Source organism: Nitratidesulfovibrio vulgaris str. Hildenborough, from assembly GCF_000195755.1.
In the GTDB taxonomy this organism is placed as follows: Bacteria; Desulfobacterota; Desulfovibrionia; order Desulfovibrionales; family Desulfovibrionaceae; genus Nitratidesulfovibrio; species Nitratidesulfovibrio vulgaris.
The window spans coordinates 891,421-913,041 of the sequence record NC_002937.3 but is presented as its reverse complement, the minus strand read 5'-3'; the positions used below and the strand labels follow the sequence as shown (position 1 = coordinate 913,041).

The following is a 21,621-nucleotide window of genomic DNA, read 5'->3' as shown; positions in this document are numbered from 1 at the left end:
GATGAGGCTTGAAGCCACAAGGCACATATGCAAAATTGACGAGAGGTCGTTCGCGGGCTACTCATCAGACGCCCCGCGATGAAGACCAGCCGGAACCATACAGTACGCCATGAAGAGGGCGGCGCGGGACACCGTGCCGCCCTTTCCTTGTACGCGATGCCGGACACGGCATTGTCCACGTCTCCGGCTGTCTCTTCCATGGAGTACGGCAGAGAAACCGGGCGGCGCGTGCCGCCGCCAGCCCCATATCCTCAACGCGCCTGAACGAGGGCACCATGTCCGCATCACCCAAGGGTTTCCGCTTCGCCACGGTATCCGCAGGCTTTCGCAAGGAAGCCCGCCCCGACCTCGCCCTCATCGTCAGCGACACGCCCGCCACGGCGGCAGGCGTCTTCACCACCAATCGGTTTCAGGCAGCCCCAGTGGTCGTGGCGCGTGAGAATCTCTCCGCACGCCCCGTCGCGCGCGCCGTTGTCATCAACTCCGGTCAGGCCAACGCCTGCACCGGCGACGAGGGCATGACCAACTGCCGCACCACCCTCGACCTCGTGGGCAAGGCATGTGGCATCCCCGCCGCAGAAGTGCTTCCGGCATCAACGGGCGTCATCGGTGCGCAGCTGCACATGGACAAGTGGCGCGAGGCCGCGCCGCGTCTTGCAGCCGCCCTCGGGCAGAACACCCACCACGACTTCGCCCGTGCCATCATGACCACCGACGCCTTCCCCAAGGTCGCCGAACGCGAACTTGCCATCGCCGGTACCACGGTGCGTCTCGTGGGCATGGCCAAGGGGGCGGGCATGATATGCCCCAACATGGCGACCATGCTCTCTGTCGTGCTGTGTGACGCCGCCGTCACCCCGGAAGCATGGCAGAGGCTGTTCCTCGACGCGGTGGACCGTACCTTCAACCGTGTCACCGTCGACGGCGACACCAGCACCAACGACACGGTCTTCGGCCTTGCCAACGGTGCCAGCGGAGTCACCGTCGAAGGCGAAGACCTTGCCAAACTCGGCGAGGCGCTGACCGACGTTCTCGCCCGACTCGCCTACATGCTGGTGCAGGATGGTGAAGGTGCCACCAAGGTCATGCGCGTGAAGGTCTCCGGCGCGGTCGACGACGCAGAGGCCGAAGCTGTGGCGCGCACGGTCGGTCATTCGCAACTGGTCAAGACGGCCATGTACGGGCGCGATGCCAACTGGGGCCGCATCGTGGCCGCCGTAGGTCGTTCCGGCGCCTCCTTCAAGGCTGAAGACGTGGTGGTGACCCTGTGCGGTGTTGAACTCTTCCGCAACGGACAACCCACCGACCTCGACTTCGACACGCTGCTGCGCGAACCACTCAAGGGACGCGACGTCACCGTAGACATCGAACTCGGCGCAGGGACGGGGCACTACGAACTTCTCGCCTCCGACCTGACGCACGACTACGTGAACTGCAACGCCGACTACCGTTCGTAGCAGTCACGCTTCTGCACGCTGTCGGAGGCGAACCGCCGAAGCCCGCCTAGGCTAACACGCCGTCTTCACACTTTATGGCATAGTGTGTTGACACCCGGCACGGCATCAGGTAGGAAGCCAATCTCGCATGTGCGGCACGTTCGCAACATGCATTCTGGAGAGGTGTCCGAGTCGGCCGAAGGAGCTCGCCTGCTAAGCGGGTATAGGGGCATAAACCTCTATCGAGGGTTCGAATCCCTCCCTCTCCGCCAGAACACGAAGGGTCACGGTGCAAACCGTGGCCCTTTTTGTGTTTTTCGAGCAATATTCACGAAATAATAATATACTTTGTAGCGAGATTTGATATTCGGACAAAAAAATAGAGGAGGCTATCATGCTGAGAATAGCTGCATTACTATTTCTCTCCTTGTGCATTTTCGGATGTTCTCGGGTTCCCAAACCCGTTAGCCATACGTTTTCAAGTCAGCAACGACTCGAAGCAGCCGAACATTGGCGCGAGCTTGCAGCTACAGTGGTAGATGGCTTGAAACTCACTGCTGGAACCCTTGTTTATGTGGCACAGGATGACAAATCCACTTTTGGAACTGCGTTCTCGCAATTCGTTCGCCATGAAGCCCTACTGCGCGGCTACCCAATTAGCCCGACACCGGAAAACGCCATGGAGGTTACTTGGGGAACGCAGATTGTCGAACACCAAGGTCCACGCCCTCACAATGCTCCGTTCCCGGGAACAAGCCTACTTCTTGCAGGCCTTGGTCTTGCAGGAGTACATTACTACACACATAACGATGCGACATGGCACGACAGCCTTGACACTATATTGATACTAAGTGGTTTAGCAGTCGAAGGTGTCCATGCTGGATCTCAATGGGATACCATGTCGACAACAGACACTGAACTCATCATTGGCATTGTAGCCAAGAGCAATGGTTTGCTTCAGCGCAATTTCATTGCTGTGTACTACATTAACAGGGCCGACAAGAACCAGTACTGGGAACGTAAGGTTCCATGGGAAGCCCCTGTCATTCTTCCGAGCAAAGAACTACGTGTTGTCAGCAATTAAGGGAGAAATCCATGAAAACATCCTTTTCCCGTCCTCTGCGAATGCTAGCACTCGTCACTTCTCTCTCTTTTATTGTATGCAGCACAGCATGTGCACCACAAACACAACAGCAGGCAAAGAATCCTTACGAACTTGGCAGCGACTATGTGGAAGCCGGTTACGCCATCGCCAATGACCTTGATGCCAATCTGCGGCTCCCTCTTTCCAAGGACCAGCCTATCATCGTTGCAAGCTTTGTGAATGTTAACAATCTATCTGAATCCTCATCATTTGGAAGAATGATTGCCGAACATGTAGGGTCACGCCTTTCTCAACGCGGCTACAAAATTGTTGAGTTGAAGCTACGCCAAAGCTCTATTTTTATGCAGGAGGGCAAAGGCGAGTTCATGCTCAGCCGCGACGTCAAGGAAATCAGCAGAATGCATAATGCAGCAGCCGTCGTAGTTGGAACATATGCATCCGTGAGATCAAGTGCTGCTAGACACAGCACTGTACATGAAAAAATCTACATATCTTCGCGCATAGTCCGTAGCGATGACAGCACCATCATCTCGTCATGTGACTATTCCGTGCAGAACACGCCTATCGTTTCCCCCGTTCAAGAGTGGTAGCCCAGACCAAGTAGTTCAGCCTTTGGTATAAATGATACTTGAGCAGAATCAATTGAAGGGTGTGCAATCAGAGTCCCCCCCAGCGAGAACCCTCTCCGCCAGAACACGAAGGGTCACGGTGCAAACCGTGACCCTTTTTGTGTGCCCGCAGAAGATGCACCCTGCCAGACCGCCCCGGTGCCCAAGCCTTTCCCGCAGGCAGTGCGGGGCCATCGGCAGACATCAGGCACCAAAAGGGTACCGACCCACTTTTCTGTCAGTTCTTGATTGTCGGCACGGTAGCGTTACTATGGCACTGTGTCGGGCACGTCTCCGCCACGCATCGCACACCCGGCTTTGGCGTGGGTCACTTCCGGCAGACACCGGGAAAGCCCTGCGAAGCCAAGCACAGCAAGGAGCGACCATGTACGCACTGGCTATCAACGGCAGCCCGCGCAAGGGCGGCAACACCGAAATCATGCTCAACAAGGCTCTCGAACCACTCGCCGCCGCAGGCTGGGAGACTGAACTCGTGCAGGTCGGCGGACGCAACATCCGTGGCTGCATCGCCTGCTACAAGTGTTTCGAGAACAAGGACGGTCGCTGCGCGGTGACCAAGGACAAGTTCAACGACGTCATGGAAAAGATGTTGCGTGCCGATGCGCTCATCCTCGGTTCGCCGACCTACTTCACCGACGTCACCGCTGAACTCAAGGCCGTCCTCGACCGTTCGGGACTTGTCGCCATCGCCAACGGAACGGCCTTCCGCGGCAAGATTGGCGCAGCAGTGGTCGTAGCCCGGCGCGGCGGCGCGACCCACGTCTATGACACCATCAACCACATGTTCCTCATGTCACAGATGCTGGTGCCCGGTTCCATCTACTGGAATCTCGGCTATGGGCGAGACAAGGGCGAGGTTGAATCCGATGCCGAGGCCATGGCGAACATGGATCATCTCGGCAAGGTCATCGACTGGCTGGGCAAGGCCACGGCCCCCCACCGCGACGCCTACCCCCTTGGAGTGCGCCCGCCCGCAGAGTAGCACCATCGGAATGCTCCGGCCTATCTTCCGACAACACGGAGGGCCCAGATTTTCCGGTGCCCTCCGTGTCGATTCGTGCCCATCTTGTCCGGGCAAGGCATGTCGCCGTGCCCCCGTCCTTTCAGACGTCATCAGGCGCATCTGGCGGGCAATCGCCCACCCGCGTGACGCCCGGAATGCGCAGCCCCTCCCCCGTACAGACAACAATTAGGGTGGCACATGTCACGCGACCAGATGCGTCGAGCATGGCATGAGAACGGTTGCGAACGCGCCACAACGGGCACGCCCACTCTCCCTATGCCTCCTATTCCGCCTACCTGCGCAACAACCCCAGTGCGTACCGCTCAACCGGTGCGAAATCATCCCGCAGGGGCGGTGTGTCGTCCGGAGACAGGGCGCGCACACGCGAGGCGAGAAGTCGCACCATCTCCACGTCTGTGACGGGTAAATGCGTGACGGGATGCGGGCTGGATGCCGAGGTGCTGTCCAACATGACGCCGTCCGGCATCGCGGCATCCGGAATCGCAGCATCCGGCATCGCAGCATCCGGCATCGCAGCATCCGGCATCGCGGCATCCGGCACCACGCCACCGGAAACGGTCGCCATGCCGTTCCCGCCCGTATGGGGAACCTCGTCGCGCGCCGCCGCAGTGGGCGTCCCGGCATGTCGGATTCGCTCACCTACGTCCGCAAGGTACGGGGCGAAATCCGGCCGCGGCACCGGCAGGGCAAGCAGCATGAGATTCTGCACGCCGTGCCGGTCTTCGCTGTCACGCACGGCGAAGACATGCACCTCGGCGAAATGGGCGGCGAGTGCCCCACGGATGGCGCGAAAGAGTCGTCCGTCGACCCCATCCATGGCGGCGATGACGTTCATGAGCAGCACACCGTCATCGCGTGTCACGGCCCGAAGGGTACGCGCAGCCTCTACGGTGCCCGCATGAAAGGGCACCGTGTAGTGTGAACCGAACACATCCACAAGGACAAGGTCGTACCTTTCCCGGTTGCGATTGCAGAAGACCCGCGCATCCTCATGGAAGACACGCAATCTCGGGTCGTCCGTCAGGCCGAACGAACGGCGGGCCTCCGCCGTCATGCCGGGGTCGAGTTCGACCACATCGACGGAAAGGCGCGACGCATCGAGCCCGCCACCACCGGCAAGAAGCCAGCGCGGCACCGAGAAGGCCCCGCCTCCGAGCATCAGCACCTTCGAAGCATCGGGCACCAGCAACGGCCCCAGCGCGAAGAAACGGGTATAGGGCAACGCCAGTTCATCGGGCCTGTCGGGATACATGGCCGACTGCATCCGCCCAGGGTCAGTGGCGAGGCATCGCAGCCGCAGCCCGTCGGGCATGAGCCCCTCGTAGACGCGAATGTGGTTGTACGGCGTCTCCACGACGCGTATCCCCGTGGCTTCTTCCGCATAGGCCGCATACGACGCCGTAGCCCACAACAAGGCGCCAACCCCGCAAAGCAGGAGCAGCCGTGCTGCGGGACGGCTGCGACACGCCATGAGCGACAGCGCGACCATCCCACCTCCCGTCCCCAGAAGGATGTGGGTGCTACCGAAGTACGAAACCAGTACGAAACCGCCAAGAAAGGTGCCGACGATGCTGCCCGCCGTCGAAAGGGCGGAAAGCCTGCCCACGGTCGCCCCGGCAGTGCGCATGTCGGCAAGCCTCAGCCGTGCCACATACGGGCCGACCATGCCGAAGAGGGTGGCGGGCCCTCCGAAAAGGATGATGGCGGCAACGACCGCTCCCGCCCTGAGGTCGGGAACCCTCTCTGATATGGCCTCGCCCACGATGCCGTGCAGCAGGGCCGTCAGAAGGGTGCCAGCACCCGCTGCTGCCAGAATGCGCGCAAGTGCGCGCTCTGACACGGCCCTGTCGGCAAGCCGTCCGCCTAGCCACGCCCCCGCAGCCAGACACGCCAGCACCACGCCGATGAGACTCGTCCAGACGATGACCGACGTGCCGAGATGCGGGGCCAGCACCCTTGCCCCGACCATTTCGAGAACCATCACAAGGGCACCGCTGACGAAGACGACCAGTTCCAGCATAGCCGCACCTCTCTCGCAGAAGGAAGGCGCAACGGGCGGATGCCGCACGCCTTTCTCCCCGCTATCAGCGCTCGTGCAAAAGCACAACAGTCACAGCTTATTATGGAGTAGAGTCCCCCGTTGCCGAGAAATACATACGCATCTTGCTACGCAAGGCCTCTTTCGCGTATCTTCCTCTTCCATGAAAGTAACCGGAGGATACATGCAACGATTCCACGCCATCTGCGGCATGGCCGTACTGCTCACCTTGCTCGCCGTACCAGGCGTCTCCCACGCATTTCTCGGATTCTTCGAACATCCCTACAAGGTTGTCTTCGATACCGTGCCCGCCCTCGCCGATGACAATGTCTACATGGCCGACGGCAGCATAGGCACCATCACGAACAAGGAGCGCAGGGGGGAGGGCGTGGTGCTCACGCTCGACATCCGCAAGGAACATACGGGAGTCATGCGCGACACCACCGTCTTCGTGGTGCAGGATGGCAGACTGGTTCACGCTGCACTGTCGGAAGGCGGTACGGCCCTGCCGGAAGGCTCGAATGTCCTCGGCTTCACCGACACGCTGCAACTCAACCTGTTCCGCGCCCGCCTCGTCATGCAGGATATCGGCAGCATTCTGCGCAAGAGCGCGGACGACATCGCAAAAAAACTCGATACATTCAAGCAGTAGTCCGACCGGGGACGCGGATGGCGCCACAAGTCCGCGTCCCTTTTCCGACACGCGGCATGTCTCTACGTCTGTCTTCGGCCTTTCGGGGACAACCCAAGCACGCTGTAGATGTGCCCCATGTCGACCGCCTCGCGAACCACGTCGGCAAGCCTGTCGAGTGCCGGGTCGAGGTCGTAGCGCGCCACGACGCGACCGACCGGTTCAAGCCCCCGCCTGACACGCAGTGCGTCCAGCCAGCCGCGCCTGAAGCCATCGGCGTCGAACACGCCATGCAGGTAGGTTCCCCACACCTGCCCGTCAGGTGTCGTCCACCCTGCCGGGCTGCCGTCCGACTCGTGCAGGCAGACGAGGACGGCGCCCCCTCCCGCGTCAGGCGTCGTGACGCCGTGATGAATCTCGTAGCCATGGACGGCGTAGCCCTCGCCGGGGCATACCTCCGCACCACCGTGCCCGCCGCCCGTTCCGGGCATCAACCCCGCCGCCACGCCAGCACCGCACCAGCCTGAGACGGTCTTGGCACTGGTACGGCGCAGCACCTTGGCACTGCCCATCTCCGTCGTCACGGGCAGAAGGCCCAGCCCTGCCTCCGTGCAGGCATGGTCCGATTCCACACCCTGCGGGTCGGCAAGAAACCGTCCCATCATCTGGAACCCACCGCAGATGCCGACGATGACTGGCCCGAGATGCCCCCCTTCAGCACTGCGCAACGCGCAAAGGGCCTCGGCCATGCCTCGTGAGCGCAACGCCGCGAGGTCGCCCAGCGTGTTCTTGCTGCCCGGAAGGATGATGGCGTCGGGGCTACCCAGTTGTTCGGGCGAACGGACGACCCGTACCGCCACATCGGGTTCACGCCGTAGTGCGTCGAGGTCGGTGAAGTTGCTTATGTGCGGCAGGTCGACGAGAACGATGTCCAGCATCCCGCCTCCGGCTGGCACGTCAGGTGCCCTGCCTGCCAGCGTCTCACGGAAGGAGACGGAATCCTCATCCGGCAGCCCGAGGTCGTGCAGCCACGGCACGACACCGAGAAAGGGCTTGCCCGTGCGCCCGGTCACCACATCATACGCCGGCGACAGCAGCGTGGCGTCCCCCCTGAACTTGTTGAGCACGAACCCCGCCACGAGGTCGCGTTCCCACGGGTCGAGCAGTTCCATCGTCCCCACCAGTGAAGCGAAGACCCCCCCGCGGTCGATGTCGCCCACCAGCAGGACCTTGGCCTCTGCGTGGCGTGCCATGGCCATGTTCACGATATCGTGGGCCTTGAGATTCACTTCAGCCGGGCTTCCGGCCCCTTCGAGCACCATCACGTCCACGTCGGCGGCAAGGCTGTCGTAGGCCGCGCGCGCAGCGTCGAAGGCCACCGGCTTGTAGGCCATGTATTCGCGCACGCGCATGTTCCCCACGGGGCGCCCCATGACGACGACCTGCGAACCTGTGTCCGAATTGGGTTTGAGCAGTACGGGGTTCATGCGCACGTCCACATCGAGACGACATGCCGCGGCCTGCACGGCCTGCGCCCGACCCAGTTCAAGGCCGTCAGCCGTGACGTGCGAGTTGAGTGCCATGTTCTGGGCCTTGAACGGGGCGACGCGGTAGCCGTCCTGCAAGAGGATGCGGCAGAACGCCGCCGTGAGGATGCTCTTGCCGGCGTTGGAACTTGTGCCTTGCAGCATGAGGGCCGGAGTGGGGGATTTCATGGCAGCGGTGTACCCTGAAACCCGCCGCCACGCCAGAACCCAGGTCCGCCGCTGCCACCTTGCAAGAACCACGCTTGCATGCTGGCGCAGCCTCCCCTATCCTGCCATCATACCGCCAACCCCGTGCCTGCCGCGGGTCATACGGAGAATGTCATGCCCCGCCTCATGCGCTTCGCCCTCTTCACCTTCGCAGCCATCATCGCCATCATCCTCTTCGTGGTGATGGCCGCCCGGCTGGCATTCGACCCCGAAGCCCTGCGAAACCGCGCCGCAACAGCGCTTGCCGAGGTGACAGGACGCTCCGTCTCCATCTCGGGCCCCGTGACACTGGGCCTGTGGCCCAGACTCGCCGTGGATTTCGAAGGGCTCGCCGTGGCGCCGCCCGAAGGCTTCGCCGACGCCTCTCCCCTCCTGACCATCGGCAAGGCGGACGCAAGTCTGCGCATCATCCCGCTCTTCAGCCGCAGAATGGAGTTCGACCATATCCGCCTTGAAGGCTTGCACATCAACCTCGTGCGGGACGCTGACGGTAACGGCAACTGGACGCCTCCGGCAGGCCGCCCCATCCCCCCCCCCGTCCCTTCAGAGAAGGATTCCGGCGCAACCCCCTCCGCCATGCCGGACGTGCCCCGGCCCGCCTTTTCTCTGCAACGCCTCGAACTGGCCGACGCCACACTATCCCTGCGCGACATCGCCACAGGCGAGAGCATACGGGCTCGCGACATCGACTTCGTCGCCGACTTCGATGCAGAAGGGAAAGCCGCTGTAGGCCTTTCGCTGGTGCTTGCGGGGGAACGACCGACCTTCTCCACGGGGCTTGCCCTCGACGCTACGGTGACCCCCCGCGCCGACGGCAGCGTGAGCCTCGAACTGGCCCCCCTCGCCATCACCCCGCACTCGGGGGTCATTCCCGCAGCCGTCGGTCAGACGCAGCTTCGCGGACGGCTGAACATCATCCCGGCGAAGGAGGGGCAACCGGCGAGACTGACCATTGAGGGAATGAACCTGACAGCCCCCTTCATGACGGCGACCGTCGACGGCAGCCTCTCCGCAGCCCGCGAGGCGTCCTTGTCCTTCGCCCTAGAAGGCTCTCCCCGCAAAGGCCTGGCTGCATTCGGCATTCTTCTTGACACCCGTGCGACAGACGCGCTGGATAAGGCCACAGCCAAAGGCGATGTCAACGTCGCAGGGCAAAAGCTGCAACTCTCCGGCATGGACGCCCGCATCGACAGCACCACGTTCAAAGGCGACGTCCTGATTCCGCTTTCGGGCGACACCCCTGTGAAAGGGACCGTGGCCCTTGGTGACATCGACATCGACCGTTACCTCCCCGGCAAGGATGCGCACAAGATGAAGTCGTCCGGCACGGCCTCGGGCCCTCCTTCAGACCAGCCCAAAGCAGATGCCCCGCCAGCATCCCCCACCTCGGACAAGGCCTCCGGCAAACCTGCCGCCACGAAGGATGACACCGTCCTCGCTACGTTGCGCAAGATGCATCTCGACATGGACATCTCCTGCACCCGCCTGTCCGTCTCCGGCTTCGTGATGCATGACATCGCCACCCGCCTGACGGCGAAGGCAGGCCTCTTCACCGCATCGCCTCTCCAGTGCCGTCTCTACGGCGGGCCGACCCGGGGCAAGGCATCGGTCGACATCCGCACCGACATGCCCTCCTATGCCCTCACGGTGGATGCCAGCGGCGTCGATGCGGGCGCCCTCGTCGCGGCGCTTACCGGAAAGCGCACGTTCGACGCCAAGGCCGATGTCAAAGGTGACACCCGTGCAGCAGGCACAGGCACGTCCGACATCATGCGCACCCTCTCCGGCAGGGCACGTCTGGTGGCGCGGGATATCGTCCTTCATGAGGGAGACGCCGTGCCCAAGGATGCATCTGCTACGCAGGGCAAGACCGACGCCAAGCGTTTCGACCTTTTGACCGGCACCTTCGAAGCCGACAAGGGAGTCATCCGCAACGACGACCTCGTGGTGCGCGGACCTTCGGCCAATGCCGAAGCGAAAGGCATCATCGACCTTCCCGGCGACAACATCGGCTACATGGCAACACTGCATCTCAAAGGGTTGCCCGACATCCCCATACGCATCCACGGCCGACTCTCCGACCCGCAATATGGCGTCGACCCCGCGCGCATGGTGGTCAACACCCTCAAGGAAGCCGTGAAGGTCATCGAAAAACCGGCGGAAGCGGGCGGCAAGGCCGTACAGGGCTTGGGAGACGTATTACGCAACCTGCTTCCCTGACGGCAGGTGTCCGGCAACTGCCCGACCCGGCCTGTCTTCTGCCAGCTACGTCAGCCACCACAGACAGCCCATCGGCTTGCGAGGGCAGCCGACTTGACAGGCAGGGCACTGCGCGTGACAAGATGTGCATGCCCATCCCTTTGGACGGACACATCATATCCCCATCCCGCAACGAGGGTTCACCATGCAGATGCGCCCCATCGACCTGACGGACAGACCGGCCCCTCCCTTCTCGCTTGACGACGCGCAAGGGACGCAACGGACGCTTGCCTCGTGGCTTGGCACGTGGCTGGTGCTCTACTTCTACCCTCGCGCCAACACCCCCGGCTGCACGCGCGAGGGGGTCGAGTTCACGTCCGTCCTCCCAGACTTCACGGCATTGGGTGCCACAGTGGTGGGCATCAGTCCCGACACCCCCAAGACCCTGTGCAACTTCGCGGCGAAGCATTCCCTTGGCGTCACGCTGCTCAGCGACCGAGACCGGAGCGTTGCCGAACACTATGGAGTGCTTCAGATGAAGAGACTCTACGGCAAGGAATCGCTCGGTATCGTGCGCACCACGCTGCTCGTCGACCCCGAGGGGGTGGTGCGCCATGTCTGGTCGCCCGTCAAACTCGAAGGACACGCCGAGGATGTGCTCTCGACCCTCGCCGACCTTGTACAGCGTTGACGCCATTCGCCGGACGCGACGTAAAAGTGCTGCATGTCCAGCGTGTTGCACTCGGGTCACTTGACAGCACCCGACCCCGTTGTTACCCGTCATGACACTTCGGGGAATCTGCCATCTGCACGGAGAACGGCCATGAGCGCCCTCGGTTCACGCGAGACACACGTCCTGACCACCATCATCGAAAGCTACATCACCAGTGCTGCGCCCGTAGGCTCACGCACGGTGTCGCGGCGTTCGGGCCTTGCACTGTCTCCGGCGAGTATGCGCAACACCATGTCCGACCTCACCGACATGGGCTTCCTCGAACAGCCGCACACCTCCGCAGGGCGCATTCCCACCCCCAAGGCGTTCAGGCTGTATGTCGATGCCCTGCTGCGCCAGTCCGCCCGACGCGACGAAGCCCCCCTGCACATGGTCGAGGCTCTTCACGGGCACGAACCCGAGGTAGGGGCACTGTTACGGCGTGCCAGCAACCTCGTGTCGGAGCATGCACGTCAGGTGTCCATGGTATTGGCTCCCGGCCCGGCAGAGGCACGCCTGCGCAGCCTCGACTTCGTCCCCGCAGGGGAGGGGCTCGTCCTCGCCGTCCTCGTCCTCGAAGGGGGCATGGTGCGGACGCGCCTTGTACGCGATGACACGCACTTCGGGTCCGACGAACTTGTCCGCTTCGGCAACTACATCAACGCCCACTACCGGGGGCACACCCTTTCGGGCATACGCAACAGCATCCACCACGAACTTTCCGGCGGCGGGGCACAGCTCGAGGCCATGTGCGCACAGGCACTTGCGCTGGGCAGTCTCGCCCTCGACTCCATCGACGACGACCGTGAACTCTACGTCAACGGCACGCGCAACATCCTCGACCAGGCGGAATTCGCCGAACTGGGCAGGATGCGCGAACTCATGGACGCCCTCGAAGAACGCAGCCGCCTGCTGGAACTGCTGGACAGGACCATCCTCGAAGACGACGTGCATGTGACCTTCTACCCCGACGATGTCAGCGGTGGGGCACAGCGAAGGGCACCGGACGGACTTCGCGGCTGCAGCATGGTGAGCGCCCCTTACGGCGGCGCCTCGCCGCTCGGGGTCATCGGCGTCATCGGCCCGGTACGCATGGACTACCGGAAGGTACTGCCCCTTGTGGGGGCCGTCTCGCGAGTGCTGACGCAACTGCTGCGCGAACGGTTCGCGACTGGGTAGGCACGGGCAGGCTTGCTCGACCGTGCAGAAAGACACGGCAAACCGCCCGTCCTGCCAGAAGCATGGTTGCCCGGCAGCGCGTTGAAGGCGTGAACGACGGCAGGCGTTCTTCCGCATCGGCCCCGGAGCATCGCGGAAGGCGCGCACGACAAGATTTCAAGACGGTACCCGCCTCGTAGCGGTGCACACCGGCTTCATTCGCCTCCGGCCCTGCGAAACCGCACGGCGGAGGCGCAAGCATCATAGCCAAGGAGAACGACGCGACATGTCCAGAGATACGACGACGCCTGACGATGCTGCGGCCTTCGAAGCCGCCGCCACCACCAGCGGGACGGCGACCAGCGCGGGCGAAAACATACCCGGCGACCTGCTCCCCCTCTGTCGCGAACACATATGCCCGGTCTGCCCCGAGAAGGCGCAGGCCGACGAACAGCGACTGAGGGCGCTGGCAGACCTTGAGAACACCAAGAAGCGGCTTCAGCGCGAAAAGGACGAGCAGGTGCGCTACGCCGCAGAGACCGTGCTTGCAGACCTGCTGCCCACGCTCGACAACCTCGACCTAGCACTCCAGTACGGTCAGGGTTCCGCCGAATGCCGCAACATGCTGGTGGGTGTCGAGATGACCCGCAAGCTTCTGCTTGAGGCCCTCGGCAGGCATGGTCTGGAAGCCGTGGGCGAAGCTGGTGAACCGTTCACCCCCGAACTGCACGAGGCCATGAGCCACGAAGACCGTGGTGACATGCCCGCCGACCACGTGGCGACCGTCATGATGAAGGGCTACCGCCTCAAGGAACGCCTGCTGCGTCCCGCCAAGGTCACCGTCAGCCGTACTCCGGGTTAGAACTCCCTCTCTTTTTTAGCCTTTCCAGACTTCGGCCTTTCCTGCGCCGGAGGGATGCAGACCGCGTCCTTCCGGCGTTTCGCGTGTTCAGGCAGGGTGTTCGACGAAAAAAAACGCATTCCCCCACTGGACGACCGCCACAACGGACTTACCATTCTGCCCAGCACACAACGTGGATGCGCGACATGCAGCCATCCATTCATGAGGAGGACTTTCGCATGGGCAAGATCATCGGTATCGACCTCGGGACCACCAACTCCTGTGTATACGTGATGGAGGGCAAGGATCCCAAGTGCATCACCAACCCCGAGGGCGGTCGCACCACGCCTTCCGTCGTGGCTTTCACCGACAAGGAACGCCTCGTCGGCGACATCGCCAAGCGTCAGGCTGTCACCAACCCCGAGCGCACGGTCTTTGCCGTGAAGCGCCTGATGGGTCGCCGTGGCGACGCCCCCGAAGTGGGTCGCTGGAAGGAGCACAGCCCCTACCGCATCGTCGCCGGTGCCAATGGTGACGCAGCCGTCGAAGTACAGGGCCGTCCCTACAGCGCCCCCGAAATCTCGGCCATGATCCTCGGCAAGCTCAAGGCGGACGCAGAAGCCTACCTTGGCGAGACCGTCACCGAGGCCGTCATCACCGTGCCCGCCTACTTCAACGACGCACAGCGTCAGGCGACCAAGGATGCAGGCCGCATCGCCGGTCTCGACGTGAAGCGCATCATCAACGAGCCCACCGCAGCTTCGCTTGCCTACGGTTTCGACCGCAAGGCCAACGAAAAGATCGCGGTGTTCGACCTCGGCGGCGGCACGTTCGACATCTCCATCCTCGAAGTGGGTGACAACGTCGTCGAAGTACGCGCCACCAACGGCGACACCTTCCTCGGCGGTGAAGACTTCGACCAGCGCATCATCTCCTACCTCGTCGACGAGTTCCGTCGCGAGAACGGCGGCATCGACCTCGCGCGCGACCGCATGGCCCTGCAGCGCCTCAAGGAAGCCGCGGAGAAGGCCAAGAAGGACCTCTCCACCTCCATGGAGACCGAGGTCAACCTGCCCTTCATCACCGCCGACCAGACCGGCCCCAAGCACCTGATGATGAAGCTCTCGCGCGCCAAGCTCGAGAAGCTCGTCGAAGACCTCGTCGAGCGCACCGTCGAGCCCTGCCGCAAGGCCCTTGCCGACGCCGGCCTCACCGCCGCGCAGATCGACGAAGTGGTTCTCGTGGGTGGCATGACCCGTATGCCTCTGGTGCAGAAGCGCGTGTCCGAGTTCTTCGGCAAGGAGCCCAACCGCTCGGTCAACCCCGACGAAGTGGTCGCCATGGGTGCAGCCATCCAGGGCGGCATCCTCGCCGGTGACGTGAAGGACGTGCTGCTGCTCGACGTCACCCCGCTCTCTCTCGGCATCGAGACCCTGGGCGGCGTGTTCACCCGTCTCATCGAGCGCAACACCACCATCCCCACCCGCAAGAGCCAGACGTTCACCACTGCGGCCGACAACCAGCCCTCGGTGTCCATCCATGTCCTGCAGGGTGAACGCCCCATGGCCAGCGACAACATGACGCTGGGCCGCTTCGAACTCACCGGCATTCCCCCGGCGATGCGCGGCGTGCCGCAGATCGAGGTCTCCTTCGACATCGACGCCAACGGCATCGTCAACGTCGCCGCCAAGGACCTTGGCACCGGCAAGGAGCAGTCCATCCGCATCACCGCCTCCTCCGGCCTCTCCGAGGACGAGATTCAGAGACTGGTGAAGGAAGCCGAGGCCCATGCCGATGACGACAAGAAGAAGCAGGAACTCATCGAAGCCCGTAATCAGGCCGACGGCCTCATCTACGGCACCGAGAAGTCCATACGCGACCTCGGCGACAAGCTCGACGCCGCCCTCAAGGCCGACATCGAGACCAAGGTGACCGCCCTGCGCGGCCTGCTCGAAAGCGAAGACGTGGACGCCATCAAGAAGGCCTCCGACGAACTCGCCCAGGCATCGCACAAGCTCGCGGAACAGCTGTACAAGCAGCAGGCGCAAGCCGGTGGCCCCGAAGCGGGTGCCCAGCCCGAGGGCGATGCTGGCGCACGCAAGCAGGACGACGACGTGGTCGACGCCGACTACACCGAAGTGAAGAAGTAGACCGACTCATACTCTTGCAATAGCAAGACACAACGAGTACCTTGGCCTGATTCGCCCTTGTGGCGAGTCAGGCCTTTTTCCTGCAACGGTGCCCCATGAATACCATGCCACACGCCATGTCCACGGCAACCCGCCCGGCGGGTCGTCGCCCTGCGGTAGTCCTGATGCTCGCACTCGCCCTTTCCCTGACGGCGTGCGGGCAGCGCAAGTCCATCGTCTTTCCTCCCACCTCGCAGACGCGCCCTGTGCCTGCCACCCCGGCGACCCCCGTCTCGCCGGGTGTGCCCTTGCAGCAGCAGGCAGCCGAGGCATGGAAGAAGGGCGACATGCCCGCAGCGGAACGCGCCTACGGGTTGCTTGCCAACACGCCGGGACTGCCGGAAGAGCAGCAGCGCGAAGCGTGGCGTTACCATGCCGCCGCAGCCGCAGCCAATCGCCACCCCCATGTGGCCCTCGACAGCCTGCAACGCTGGCGTGCCTTGCAGCCCGGTGCCGACGGCACGGCCGAGTGGCAGGACACGTGGTACGCCGCCATAGGGCAACTCCCGCGCGAAGACGCCATACGCCGCGCAGGCGCCGTCTACGGTGACACCTCTCGCCCGTGGGCGCTTCGTGCGCAGGCGGGTCTGCTGCTTGCCACCCGCCAGTGGGAACACGATGCCCCGGCGGCGTCGCTCAAGACCCTCTCCGACCTGTACGCACAGGCCACCCCCACATGGCGCGCAGCACTGGAGAACCGGCTTTACGACGAGATGGCCCGCACCGACCCTGCCACCATGCAGAAGCTGCGTGCCGCGGTCACCCCGGAGAACGAAGGGAACTACCCTTACAATGTCATATTGCTGGAACAGGCACGCCGCCTCGTCGCCGCACCCGGAGGGGGCGGCAGCGCAGCCGATGTGCTCGCCCGCCTGCAACGCAGTGCGAAGTTCGAAGACCCGCAGTTGCTCGGTTCGCTTCTCTCCTCGGGCGGCGACACGGCACCCGCGCGTTGCGTCGCCCTCGCCCTGCCCATGTCGGGCCCCTTCGGGGCCATCGGCTGGAAGGTGGCGCGCGGCGCATCCTCCGCCCAGTGGGAACTCGCCCGCAGCGGGCAGGACACGGAGGTGCGCGTCCTCAACACCGAATCGGCCGACTGGCTTTCACAGCTTGAAGCCCTGCCTGCCACCTGCGCCGTGGTCGGAGGCCCGTTGCGCACCACGTCCTTCACGCAGGTACGCGACCGTGGCATCACCCAGAAGCGCGCGTTCTTCGCCTTCGTACCGCAACTCGACGAAGGGGAGGAAGGCCGCATCGCATGGCGCTTCTTCACAAGCCCCGAAGACCAGGTGACTGCGCTGTTGCGCTTCACCGGAGATGACCTTGGCATCACCTCCTATGCCGCACTCTACCCTGACGAGGCATACGGGCGACGCATGGCCCAACTCTTTGCCGACAAGGTGGCCCAGCACGGCGGCAGCGTGCAGCGTTCCACCTCGTACCCACCGTCGCGCCCAGAGGAGTGGAACGCCGTGGCGGCCTCATTCGTGGGCGCACGCAAGGTCAACGACTATCCCGTACCCAGTGCCACCTTCCGTGCCGTCTTCCTGCCTGATGGGTGGAAGCACATGGAGGCCCTTGTCCCCAACCTCTTCTACCATGGCGAAGACCGGCAGGTGCTGCTGGGAACCGCCCTGTGGGAACAGGGACTCGCAGGGCAAAAGAAGGTCGATGTGCACAACTTCGGCCTTGCCGTCTTCCCCGGCGCATGGAACCCCACCACCCCAACCTCCGCCGGAATGGCGCTGGCCGATGCCTTGCGGCAGGCTGGCCTTGAAGAACCTGACGCATGGGTCGGCCTCGGCTACGACTTCGTCCGCCTTGCCTCGCGCCTCGGCGTTCAGGACGGCTGGACCCCCGCCTCCGTCAATGCGGCACTGACACGGGGGCAGGCCATGTCGTGGAGCATCGCCCCCATGCACTGGTCCACCGACGGCAGGGCCTCGCAGGACCTCTTTCTTTTCACGCCGACCGAAACCGGCTTCGAACCCGTCGCCCCCGGCACGTTCAAGGAACGCTACGAACGCGTCCGCGAACGCCACGACCAGCGCGCACGGGCGGCAGCAGCCCCCAGACAGTAGCAGGCATCACGGAGACGCCATGAAGATATCCAAGGAACAGGTCGCCACCATCGCACGCCTTGCGCGACTCGACCTCGACGAGGCACGACTCGAACGGTTCGCCGGACAATTCGGCGACATCCTCGACTACATGGACATGCTGGGTGCCGTCGACACCACGGATGTCGAGCCGCTCTACAGCCCGTCCGAACATGGTACGGTATTGCGCGCCGACGAGGTGCATACCCATTGCACCCGTGAAGAACTCCTCGCCAACGCCCCGGAATCCGACGGACAGTTCTTCGTCGTGCCCCGCATCGTCTAGCCCTTTTCCGAGAAGCACCACATGTCCGCACTGCATACGCTTTCGCTCGCCGCCATCCGCGACGCCCTTGCCCGACGTGAAGTCCGCGCCGAAGACGCCGTTCTGGACTGCCTTGCCCGCATCGAGACGACAGAACCGAGAATCGACGCCCTGCTGCACCTCCGCGCCGAAGCAGCGATTGAAGAAGCCCGCGCCCTCGACGCCGCCGGGCCTGATGCCTCGCGTCCTCTCTGGGGCGTGCCCGTCACCGTCAAGGACGCCCTGACGACGGCAGGAACCCCCACCACAGCCGGGTCGCGGATACTCGAAGATTTCGTCCCGTTCTATGACGCCTTCGCCGTACAGCGCCTGCGCGAAGCCGGTGCCATCATCCTCGGCAAGAACAACATGGACGAGTTCGCCATGGGCTCCTCCACCGAGAATTCGGCCTACAAGCCCACCCGCAACCCGTGGGACACCGCACGCGTCCCCGGCGGTTCCAGCGGCGGTTCGGCGGCGAGTGTCGCGGCGGGGCAATGCTTCGCCAGCCTCGGCACCGATACCGGCGGTTCCATCCGCCAGCCTGCCTCGCTGTGCGGCTGCGTGGGGCTCAAGCCCACCTACGGGCGCGTGTCGCGCTACGGCCTCATCGCCTACGGCTCGTCACTCGACCAGATAGGCCCCATGACCCGCACCGTCGAAGACGCCGCCATCGTCATGGGCGTCATCGCCGGGCATGACAAGCGCGACTCGACCTGCGCAGACCGTCCTGTAGAGGACTTCGCAGCCGCCCTCGCCTCCCGCCACGACCTTGCGGGCGTCCGTATCGGCGTACCCGCCGAATTCTGGGGCGAAGGCCTCTCCCCCGAAGTGGCGACCTCGTGCCGTGCCGCACTCGATGCAGCCCGCGACCTTGGCGCGACCATCGTCGACGTGGCACTTCCCCATACCCCGCAGAGCATCGCGGCCTACTACATCGTGGCCTCCGCCGAAGCCAGTTCGAACCTCGCCCGATACGACGGCGTACGGTACGGCAAGCGCGCCCACGCCCCCGAAGACCTCATGGACCTGTACGTCCGCTCCCGTTCGGAAGGACTGGGCGACGAAGTGCAGCGGCGTATCATGCTCGGCACGTACGTACTCTCTTCGGGCTACTACGATGCCTATTACCGCAAGGCAGCGCAGGTACGACGGCGCATCCTCGAAGACTACCGCAACGCCTTCGCCACGTGTGATGTCATATGCGGCCCGGTCTCGCCCGTCACCGCATGGCCTCTTGGCGCCCTCACCGCAGACCCGTTGCAGATGTACCTCATGGACGTCTTCACCCTGTCGCTGAACCTCGCCGGGCTTCCCGGCCTGTCGCTTCCGGTGGGCCTTGGCACCGAAAGCGGTATGCCCGTGGGCATCCAACTGCTGGGCCGGTCGTTCGACGAAGCGACCCTGCTATCAGTGGGCAATGTGCTCTCGCGTGCCCTGCCGCCCCTCGGGTCTCCCGCAGGACTGCGCTAGACGACAGGAGCCACATGACCATCGCCGTCGCCATGAGCGGAGGCACCGACAGCCTGTTCGCCCTCGTCCTCCTCAAGGAACAGGGCCAGCAGGTGTGCGGTCTTCATGCCCGCTTCATCCCCCCGACGGGGCACGACCCCGTGCCCGATATCCGGGCCATGTGCGACCGGCTCGGGGTCGACCTTCATGTCGTCGACCTCACGGAGGCGTTCGAGGAACATGTCGTGCGCCCCTTCATGGAAGACTACATGGTGGGACGCACTCCCAATCCCTGCGCACGGTGCAACGCCACCATGAAGTTCGGCCTTCTTGCCGATGCCGCCGCACACGTCGGTGCCGTGCACCTAGCCACCGGCCACTACGCCCGCCTGCTCAGGCATCCCCGATGGGGCACAGTGCTGCAACGCGGTGTCGACCCGGCGAAGGACCAGAGCTATTTTCTCTCACTCGTACCGCATGCCCGCCTTGAAAAGGCCGTCTTCCCCCTCGGCAACTGGCGCAAGGAGGCGGTGCGGGGTGAGCTTGCCAGACGCAGCATCGTGCCGCCACTGCCTTCCGAGAGTCAGGAGATATGCTTCGTCCCCGACGATGACTACCGCGCCTTTCTCAAGGACCGACGTGTCCGGCTTCCCGGTCCCGGCCCCATCGTCACGACACGCGGCCGCAAGATAGGCAGCCACGCCGGACTCTGGCAGTACACCGAAGGCCAGCGAAAGGGGCTTGGCATCGCATGGCACGAACCGCTGTATGTCGTTGGCAAGGACATGGAGAACAACATGCTGCTGGTGGGAGGGCGCGAAGCACTGGCCTCACCAGGCTGCGTCGCCGAAGAGGTCAACCTGCTCGTACCTTACGAAGACTGGCCTGCCGAGGTCGCCGTGCGTATCCGCTATCGGCAGCAGCCCCTATCCGCGCGGGTGACCCTGCGCGACGGCAGACTGTACGCCCGCTTCCGTGAACCTCAGCCGCCTGCCGCGCGCGGTCAGGTACTGGCGGTCTACGACATGGAGCACCATGTGCTGGGTGGAGGCGTCATTCTCGGCCCGCTGCCCTGAAGGGCACGGCCCCATGCCGCACTGCCTCGGCAAAGTGCATGGCAGACGGCCGCGCAATGCTCGCACGATGCGCGCCATCGGTCGAGATTTGAAGACATAAGGGCGGTCCGCCGGAATGTGGCAGACGTTCGATGATGGGAACAGAATGCACTGCCCACTATTTCAGGCTGCACATCCCTCTATGGCCACCATGCAGAATGCCCCATCGCGGGGCATTCTATCCAGCCCGCCCGCCGTGGGCGATGTCCCCCCCGGAACATCTGGCGGTCTCAGGCTATGCCGTGTGCCGGTGCAGCCATGTCATCGAAGGCGGCGAGGGCCTTTTCAAGGCTGACTGTGTTCAAGGGTTTGGGCAGGACGAAGTCCGCACCGATGACATGGGCCGTGCGAATGGCCGATTCCATGTCCAGTGCAGCCGCCCCCCCCGAAATGGCGATGACCTTCACATCCGGAAAGTCGCGGCGCAGAAGGGCGATGGTCGCGAAGCCATCCTGTTCGGGCATGATGATGTCGGTGATGACCACATCGGCCCCCACGCAACGCAACACGGCCATGCCTTCGCGACCGTTGCTGGCGGTGTGCACCTCATAGCCCCAACTGTCGAGAAGACCGGACAGAAGGCACTGGGTCACCATGTCATCTTCGACGACAAGGACACGGCGCGGCGTGGGCACGCTCAATCCCGCATTTCTGCGAACACGTTCTCACGCATCCGCGAAGCACGCATGGGTTTCGCGTCACGCTCAAGCCTGCATCCCATCTGCTCTGCCATGTATTCGAGAGGGCGGATGTTGCCTGTGCACTTCATTATCTGCAACAAGGTCTCCACTCCCAGTTTGGCCCCCGTGTCATACGGGTTGATTTCGCGCAGCAGGGTGGAATAGGGCTTGCCTATCTCCTTTGCCAGCGCCTTTGCCGGGACAGGATTGTCGAGCACGATGTTATGGACGATACGCGTCAGTTCAGACAGCATG

Annotated in this window: 18 protein-coding genes and 1 tRNA gene; 15 read left to right on the top strand and 4 right to left on the bottom strand. The window is 63.6% G+C overall.

The window, feature by feature from the left end:
- Window positions 1–275 precede the first annotated feature (275 nt).
- The 5 genes from argJ (at window position 276) to DVU_RS03875 (ending at window position 4,152) form a co-directional block, all read left to right on the top strand.
- A complete protein-coding gene (gene argJ / locus DVU_RS03895; RefSeq protein ID WP_010938124.1) occupies window positions 276–1,457 on the top strand; it encodes a bifunctional glutamate N-acetyltransferase/amino-acid acetyltransferase ArgJ in 1,182 nt (393 codons plus the stop codon).
- Between the two features lie 156 nt (window positions 1,458–1,613).
- A tRNA-Ser gene (locus DVU_RS03890) sits at window positions 1,614–1,708 on the top strand.
- 122 nt (window positions 1,709–1,830) lie between these two features.
- Window positions 1,831–2,520, top strand: coding sequence for a hypothetical protein (locus DVU_RS03885; protein ID WP_014524278.1), 690 nt, complete (start codon window positions 1,831–1,833; stop codon window positions 2,518–2,520).
- Between the two features lie 11 nt (window positions 2,521–2,531).
- Window positions 2,532–3,131: a FlgO family outer membrane protein gene (locus DVU_RS03880; RefSeq protein WP_010938122.1), complete on the top strand. Its 600-nt coding sequence runs from the start codon at window positions 2,532–2,534 to the stop codon at window positions 3,129–3,131.
- A 403-nt stretch (window positions 3,132–3,534) separates the two neighbouring features.
- On the top strand, window positions 3,535–4,152 hold the full coding sequence (locus tag DVU_RS03875) for a flavodoxin family protein (protein WP_010938120.1): 618 nt from the start codon (window positions 3,535–3,537) through the stop codon (window positions 4,150–4,152).
- A 313-nt stretch (window positions 4,153–4,465) separates the two neighbouring features.
- Here the strand turns inward: DVU_RS03875 and DVU_RS03870 are convergent, their stop codons facing one another.
- The gene (locus DVU_RS03870; RefSeq protein ID WP_010938119.1) at window positions 4,466–6,214 is read right to left on the bottom strand and encodes a fused MFS/spermidine synthase; all 1,749 of its coding nucleotides are present in this window, start codon (window positions 6,212–6,214) and stop codon (window positions 4,466–4,468) included.
- Window positions 6,215–6,416: 202 nt separating this feature from the next.
- Here DVU_RS03870 and DVU_RS03865 point away from each other — a divergent pair, with 202 nt between their 5' ends.
- Complete coding sequence (locus DVU_RS03865; protein ID WP_010938118.1) at window positions 6,417–6,884, top strand: hypothetical protein; 468 nt, start codon at window positions 6,417–6,419, stop codon at window positions 6,882–6,884.
- 62 nt (window positions 6,885–6,946) lie between these two features.
- Here DVU_RS03865 and DVU_RS03860 read toward each other — a convergent pair whose 3' ends face one another.
- Entirely contained in the window at window positions 6,947–8,578 is a 1,632-nt protein-coding gene (locus DVU_RS03860; RefSeq protein ID WP_010938117.1) for a cobyric acid synthase, read from the bottom strand.
- A 153-nt stretch (window positions 8,579–8,731) separates the two neighbouring features.
- On the opposite strand from DVU_RS03860, the gene DVU_RS03855 reads away from it, so the two are divergent.
- The 9 genes from DVU_RS03855 to mnmA all read left to right on the top strand — a co-directional run bounded on the left by DVU_RS03855 (window position 8,732) and on the right by mnmA (window position 20,647).
- Complete coding sequence (locus DVU_RS03855) at window positions 8,732–10,837, top strand: AsmA family protein (RefSeq protein ID WP_010938116.1); 2,106 nt, start codon at window positions 8,732–8,734, stop codon at window positions 10,835–10,837.
- Window positions 10,838–11,021: 184 nt separating this feature from the next.
- Window positions 11,022–11,507, top strand: a complete 486-nt coding sequence (locus tag DVU_RS03850) for a peroxiredoxin (RefSeq protein WP_010938115.1) — start codon at window positions 11,022–11,024, stop codon at window positions 11,505–11,507.
- Between the two features lie 132 nt (window positions 11,508–11,639).
- Window positions 11,640–12,707, top strand: coding sequence for a heat-inducible transcriptional repressor HrcA (hrcA, locus tag DVU_RS03845; protein WP_010938114.1), 1,068 nt, complete (start codon window positions 11,640–11,642; stop codon window positions 12,705–12,707).
- Window positions 12,708–12,972: 265 nt separating this feature from the next.
- Complete coding sequence (locus tag DVU_RS03840; RefSeq protein WP_010938113.1) at window positions 12,973–13,548, top strand: nucleotide exchange factor GrpE; 576 nt, start codon at window positions 12,973–12,975, stop codon at window positions 13,546–13,548.
- A 218-nt stretch (window positions 13,549–13,766) separates the two neighbouring features.
- Complete coding sequence (gene dnaK / locus DVU_RS03835) at window positions 13,767–15,677, top strand: molecular chaperone DnaK (protein ID WP_010938112.1); 1,911 nt, start codon at window positions 13,767–13,769, stop codon at window positions 15,675–15,677.
- Between the two features lie 164 nt (window positions 15,678–15,841).
- A complete protein-coding gene (locus tag DVU_RS03830) occupies window positions 15,842–17,797 on the top strand; it encodes a penicillin-binding protein activator (protein ID WP_014524277.1) in 1,956 nt (651 codons plus the stop codon).
- Window positions 17,798–17,816: 19 nt separating this feature from the next.
- Window positions 17,817–18,101, top strand: a complete 285-nt coding sequence (gene gatC / locus DVU_RS03825; RefSeq protein WP_010938110.1) for an Asp-tRNA(Asn)/Glu-tRNA(Gln) amidotransferase subunit GatC — start codon at window positions 17,817–17,819, stop codon at window positions 18,099–18,101.
- Window positions 18,102–18,122: 21 nt separating this feature from the next.
- On the top strand, window positions 18,123–19,592 hold the full coding sequence (gatA, locus tag DVU_RS03820; RefSeq protein WP_010938109.1) for an Asp-tRNA(Asn)/Glu-tRNA(Gln) amidotransferase subunit GatA: 1,470 nt from the start codon (window positions 18,123–18,125) through the stop codon (window positions 19,590–19,592).
- Between the two features lie 14 nt (window positions 19,593–19,606).
- Window positions 19,607–20,647, top strand: coding sequence for a tRNA 2-thiouridine(34) synthase MnmA (mnmA, locus tag DVU_RS03815; RefSeq protein WP_010938108.1), 1,041 nt, complete (start codon window positions 19,607–19,609; stop codon window positions 20,645–20,647).
- Between the two features lie 269 nt (window positions 20,648–20,916).
- Here mnmA and DVU_RS03810 read toward each other — a convergent pair whose 3' ends face one another.
- Both DVU_RS03810 and DVU_RS03805 read right to left on the bottom strand, forming a co-directional pair.
- Window positions 20,917–21,321, bottom strand: a complete 405-nt coding sequence (locus tag DVU_RS03810) for a response regulator (RefSeq protein WP_011792700.1) — start codon at window positions 21,319–21,321, stop codon at window positions 20,917–20,919.
- A gap of 2 nt (window positions 21,322–21,323) precedes the next feature.
- Window positions 21,324–21,620, bottom strand: coding sequence for a phage regulatory CII family protein (locus DVU_RS03805; protein WP_010938106.1), 297 nt, complete (start codon window positions 21,618–21,620; stop codon window positions 21,324–21,326).
- Window position 21,621: the final 1 nt, after the last annotated feature.

Coding starts and splice junctions, on each gene's coding strand:
- argJ (WP_010938124.1), top strand. CDS start 276: ATGTCCGCATCACCCAAGGGTTTCCGCTTCGCCACGGTATCCGCAGGC.
- DVU_RS03805 (WP_010938106.1), bottom strand. CDS start 21,620: ATGCTGTCTGAACTGACGCGTATCGTCCATAACATCGTGCTCGACAAT.
- gatA (WP_010938109.1), top strand. CDS start 18,123: ATGTCCGCACTGCATACGCTTTCGCTCGCCGCCATCCGCGACGCCCTT.
- gatC (WP_010938110.1), top strand. CDS start 17,817: ATGAAGATATCCAAGGAACAGGTCGCCACCATCGCACGCCTTGCGCGA.
- dnaK (WP_010938112.1), top strand. CDS start 13,767: ATGGGCAAGATCATCGGTATCGACCTCGGGACCACCAACTCCTGTGTA.
- DVU_RS03850 (WP_010938115.1), top strand. CDS start 11,022: ATGCAGATGCGCCCCATCGACCTGACGGACAGACCGGCCCCTCCCTTC.
- DVU_RS03885 (WP_014524278.1), top strand. CDS start 1,831: ATGCTGAGAATAGCTGCATTACTATTTCTCTCCTTGTGCATTTTCGGA.
- DVU_RS03855 (WP_010938116.1), top strand. CDS start 8,732: ATGCCCCGCCTCATGCGCTTCGCCCTCTTCACCTTCGCAGCCATCATC.
- DVU_RS03860 (WP_010938117.1), bottom strand. CDS start 8,578: ATGAAATCCCCCACTCCGGCCCTCATGCTGCAAGGCACAAGTTCCAAC.
- mnmA (WP_010938108.1), top strand. CDS start 19,607: ATGACCATCGCCGTCGCCATGAGCGGAGGCACCGACAGCCTGTTCGCC.
- DVU_RS03865 (WP_010938118.1), top strand. CDS start 6,417: ATGCAACGATTCCACGCCATCTGCGGCATGGCCGTACTGCTCACCTTG.
- DVU_RS03870 (WP_010938119.1), bottom strand. CDS start 6,214: ATGCTGGAACTGGTCGTCTTCGTCAGCGGTGCCCTTGTGATGGTTCTC.
- DVU_RS03875 (WP_010938120.1), top strand. CDS start 3,535: ATGTACGCACTGGCTATCAACGGCAGCCCGCGCAAGGGCGGCAACACC.
- DVU_RS03840 (WP_010938113.1), top strand. CDS start 12,973: ATGTCCAGAGATACGACGACGCCTGACGATGCTGCGGCCTTCGAAGCC.
- hrcA (WP_010938114.1), top strand. CDS start 11,640: ATGAGCGCCCTCGGTTCACGCGAGACACACGTCCTGACCACCATCATC.
- DVU_RS03830 (WP_014524277.1), top strand. CDS start 15,842: ATGCTCGCACTCGCCCTTTCCCTGACGGCGTGCGGGCAGCGCAAGTCC.
- DVU_RS03880 (WP_010938122.1), top strand. CDS start 2,532: ATGAAAACATCCTTTTCCCGTCCTCTGCGAATGCTAGCACTCGTCACT.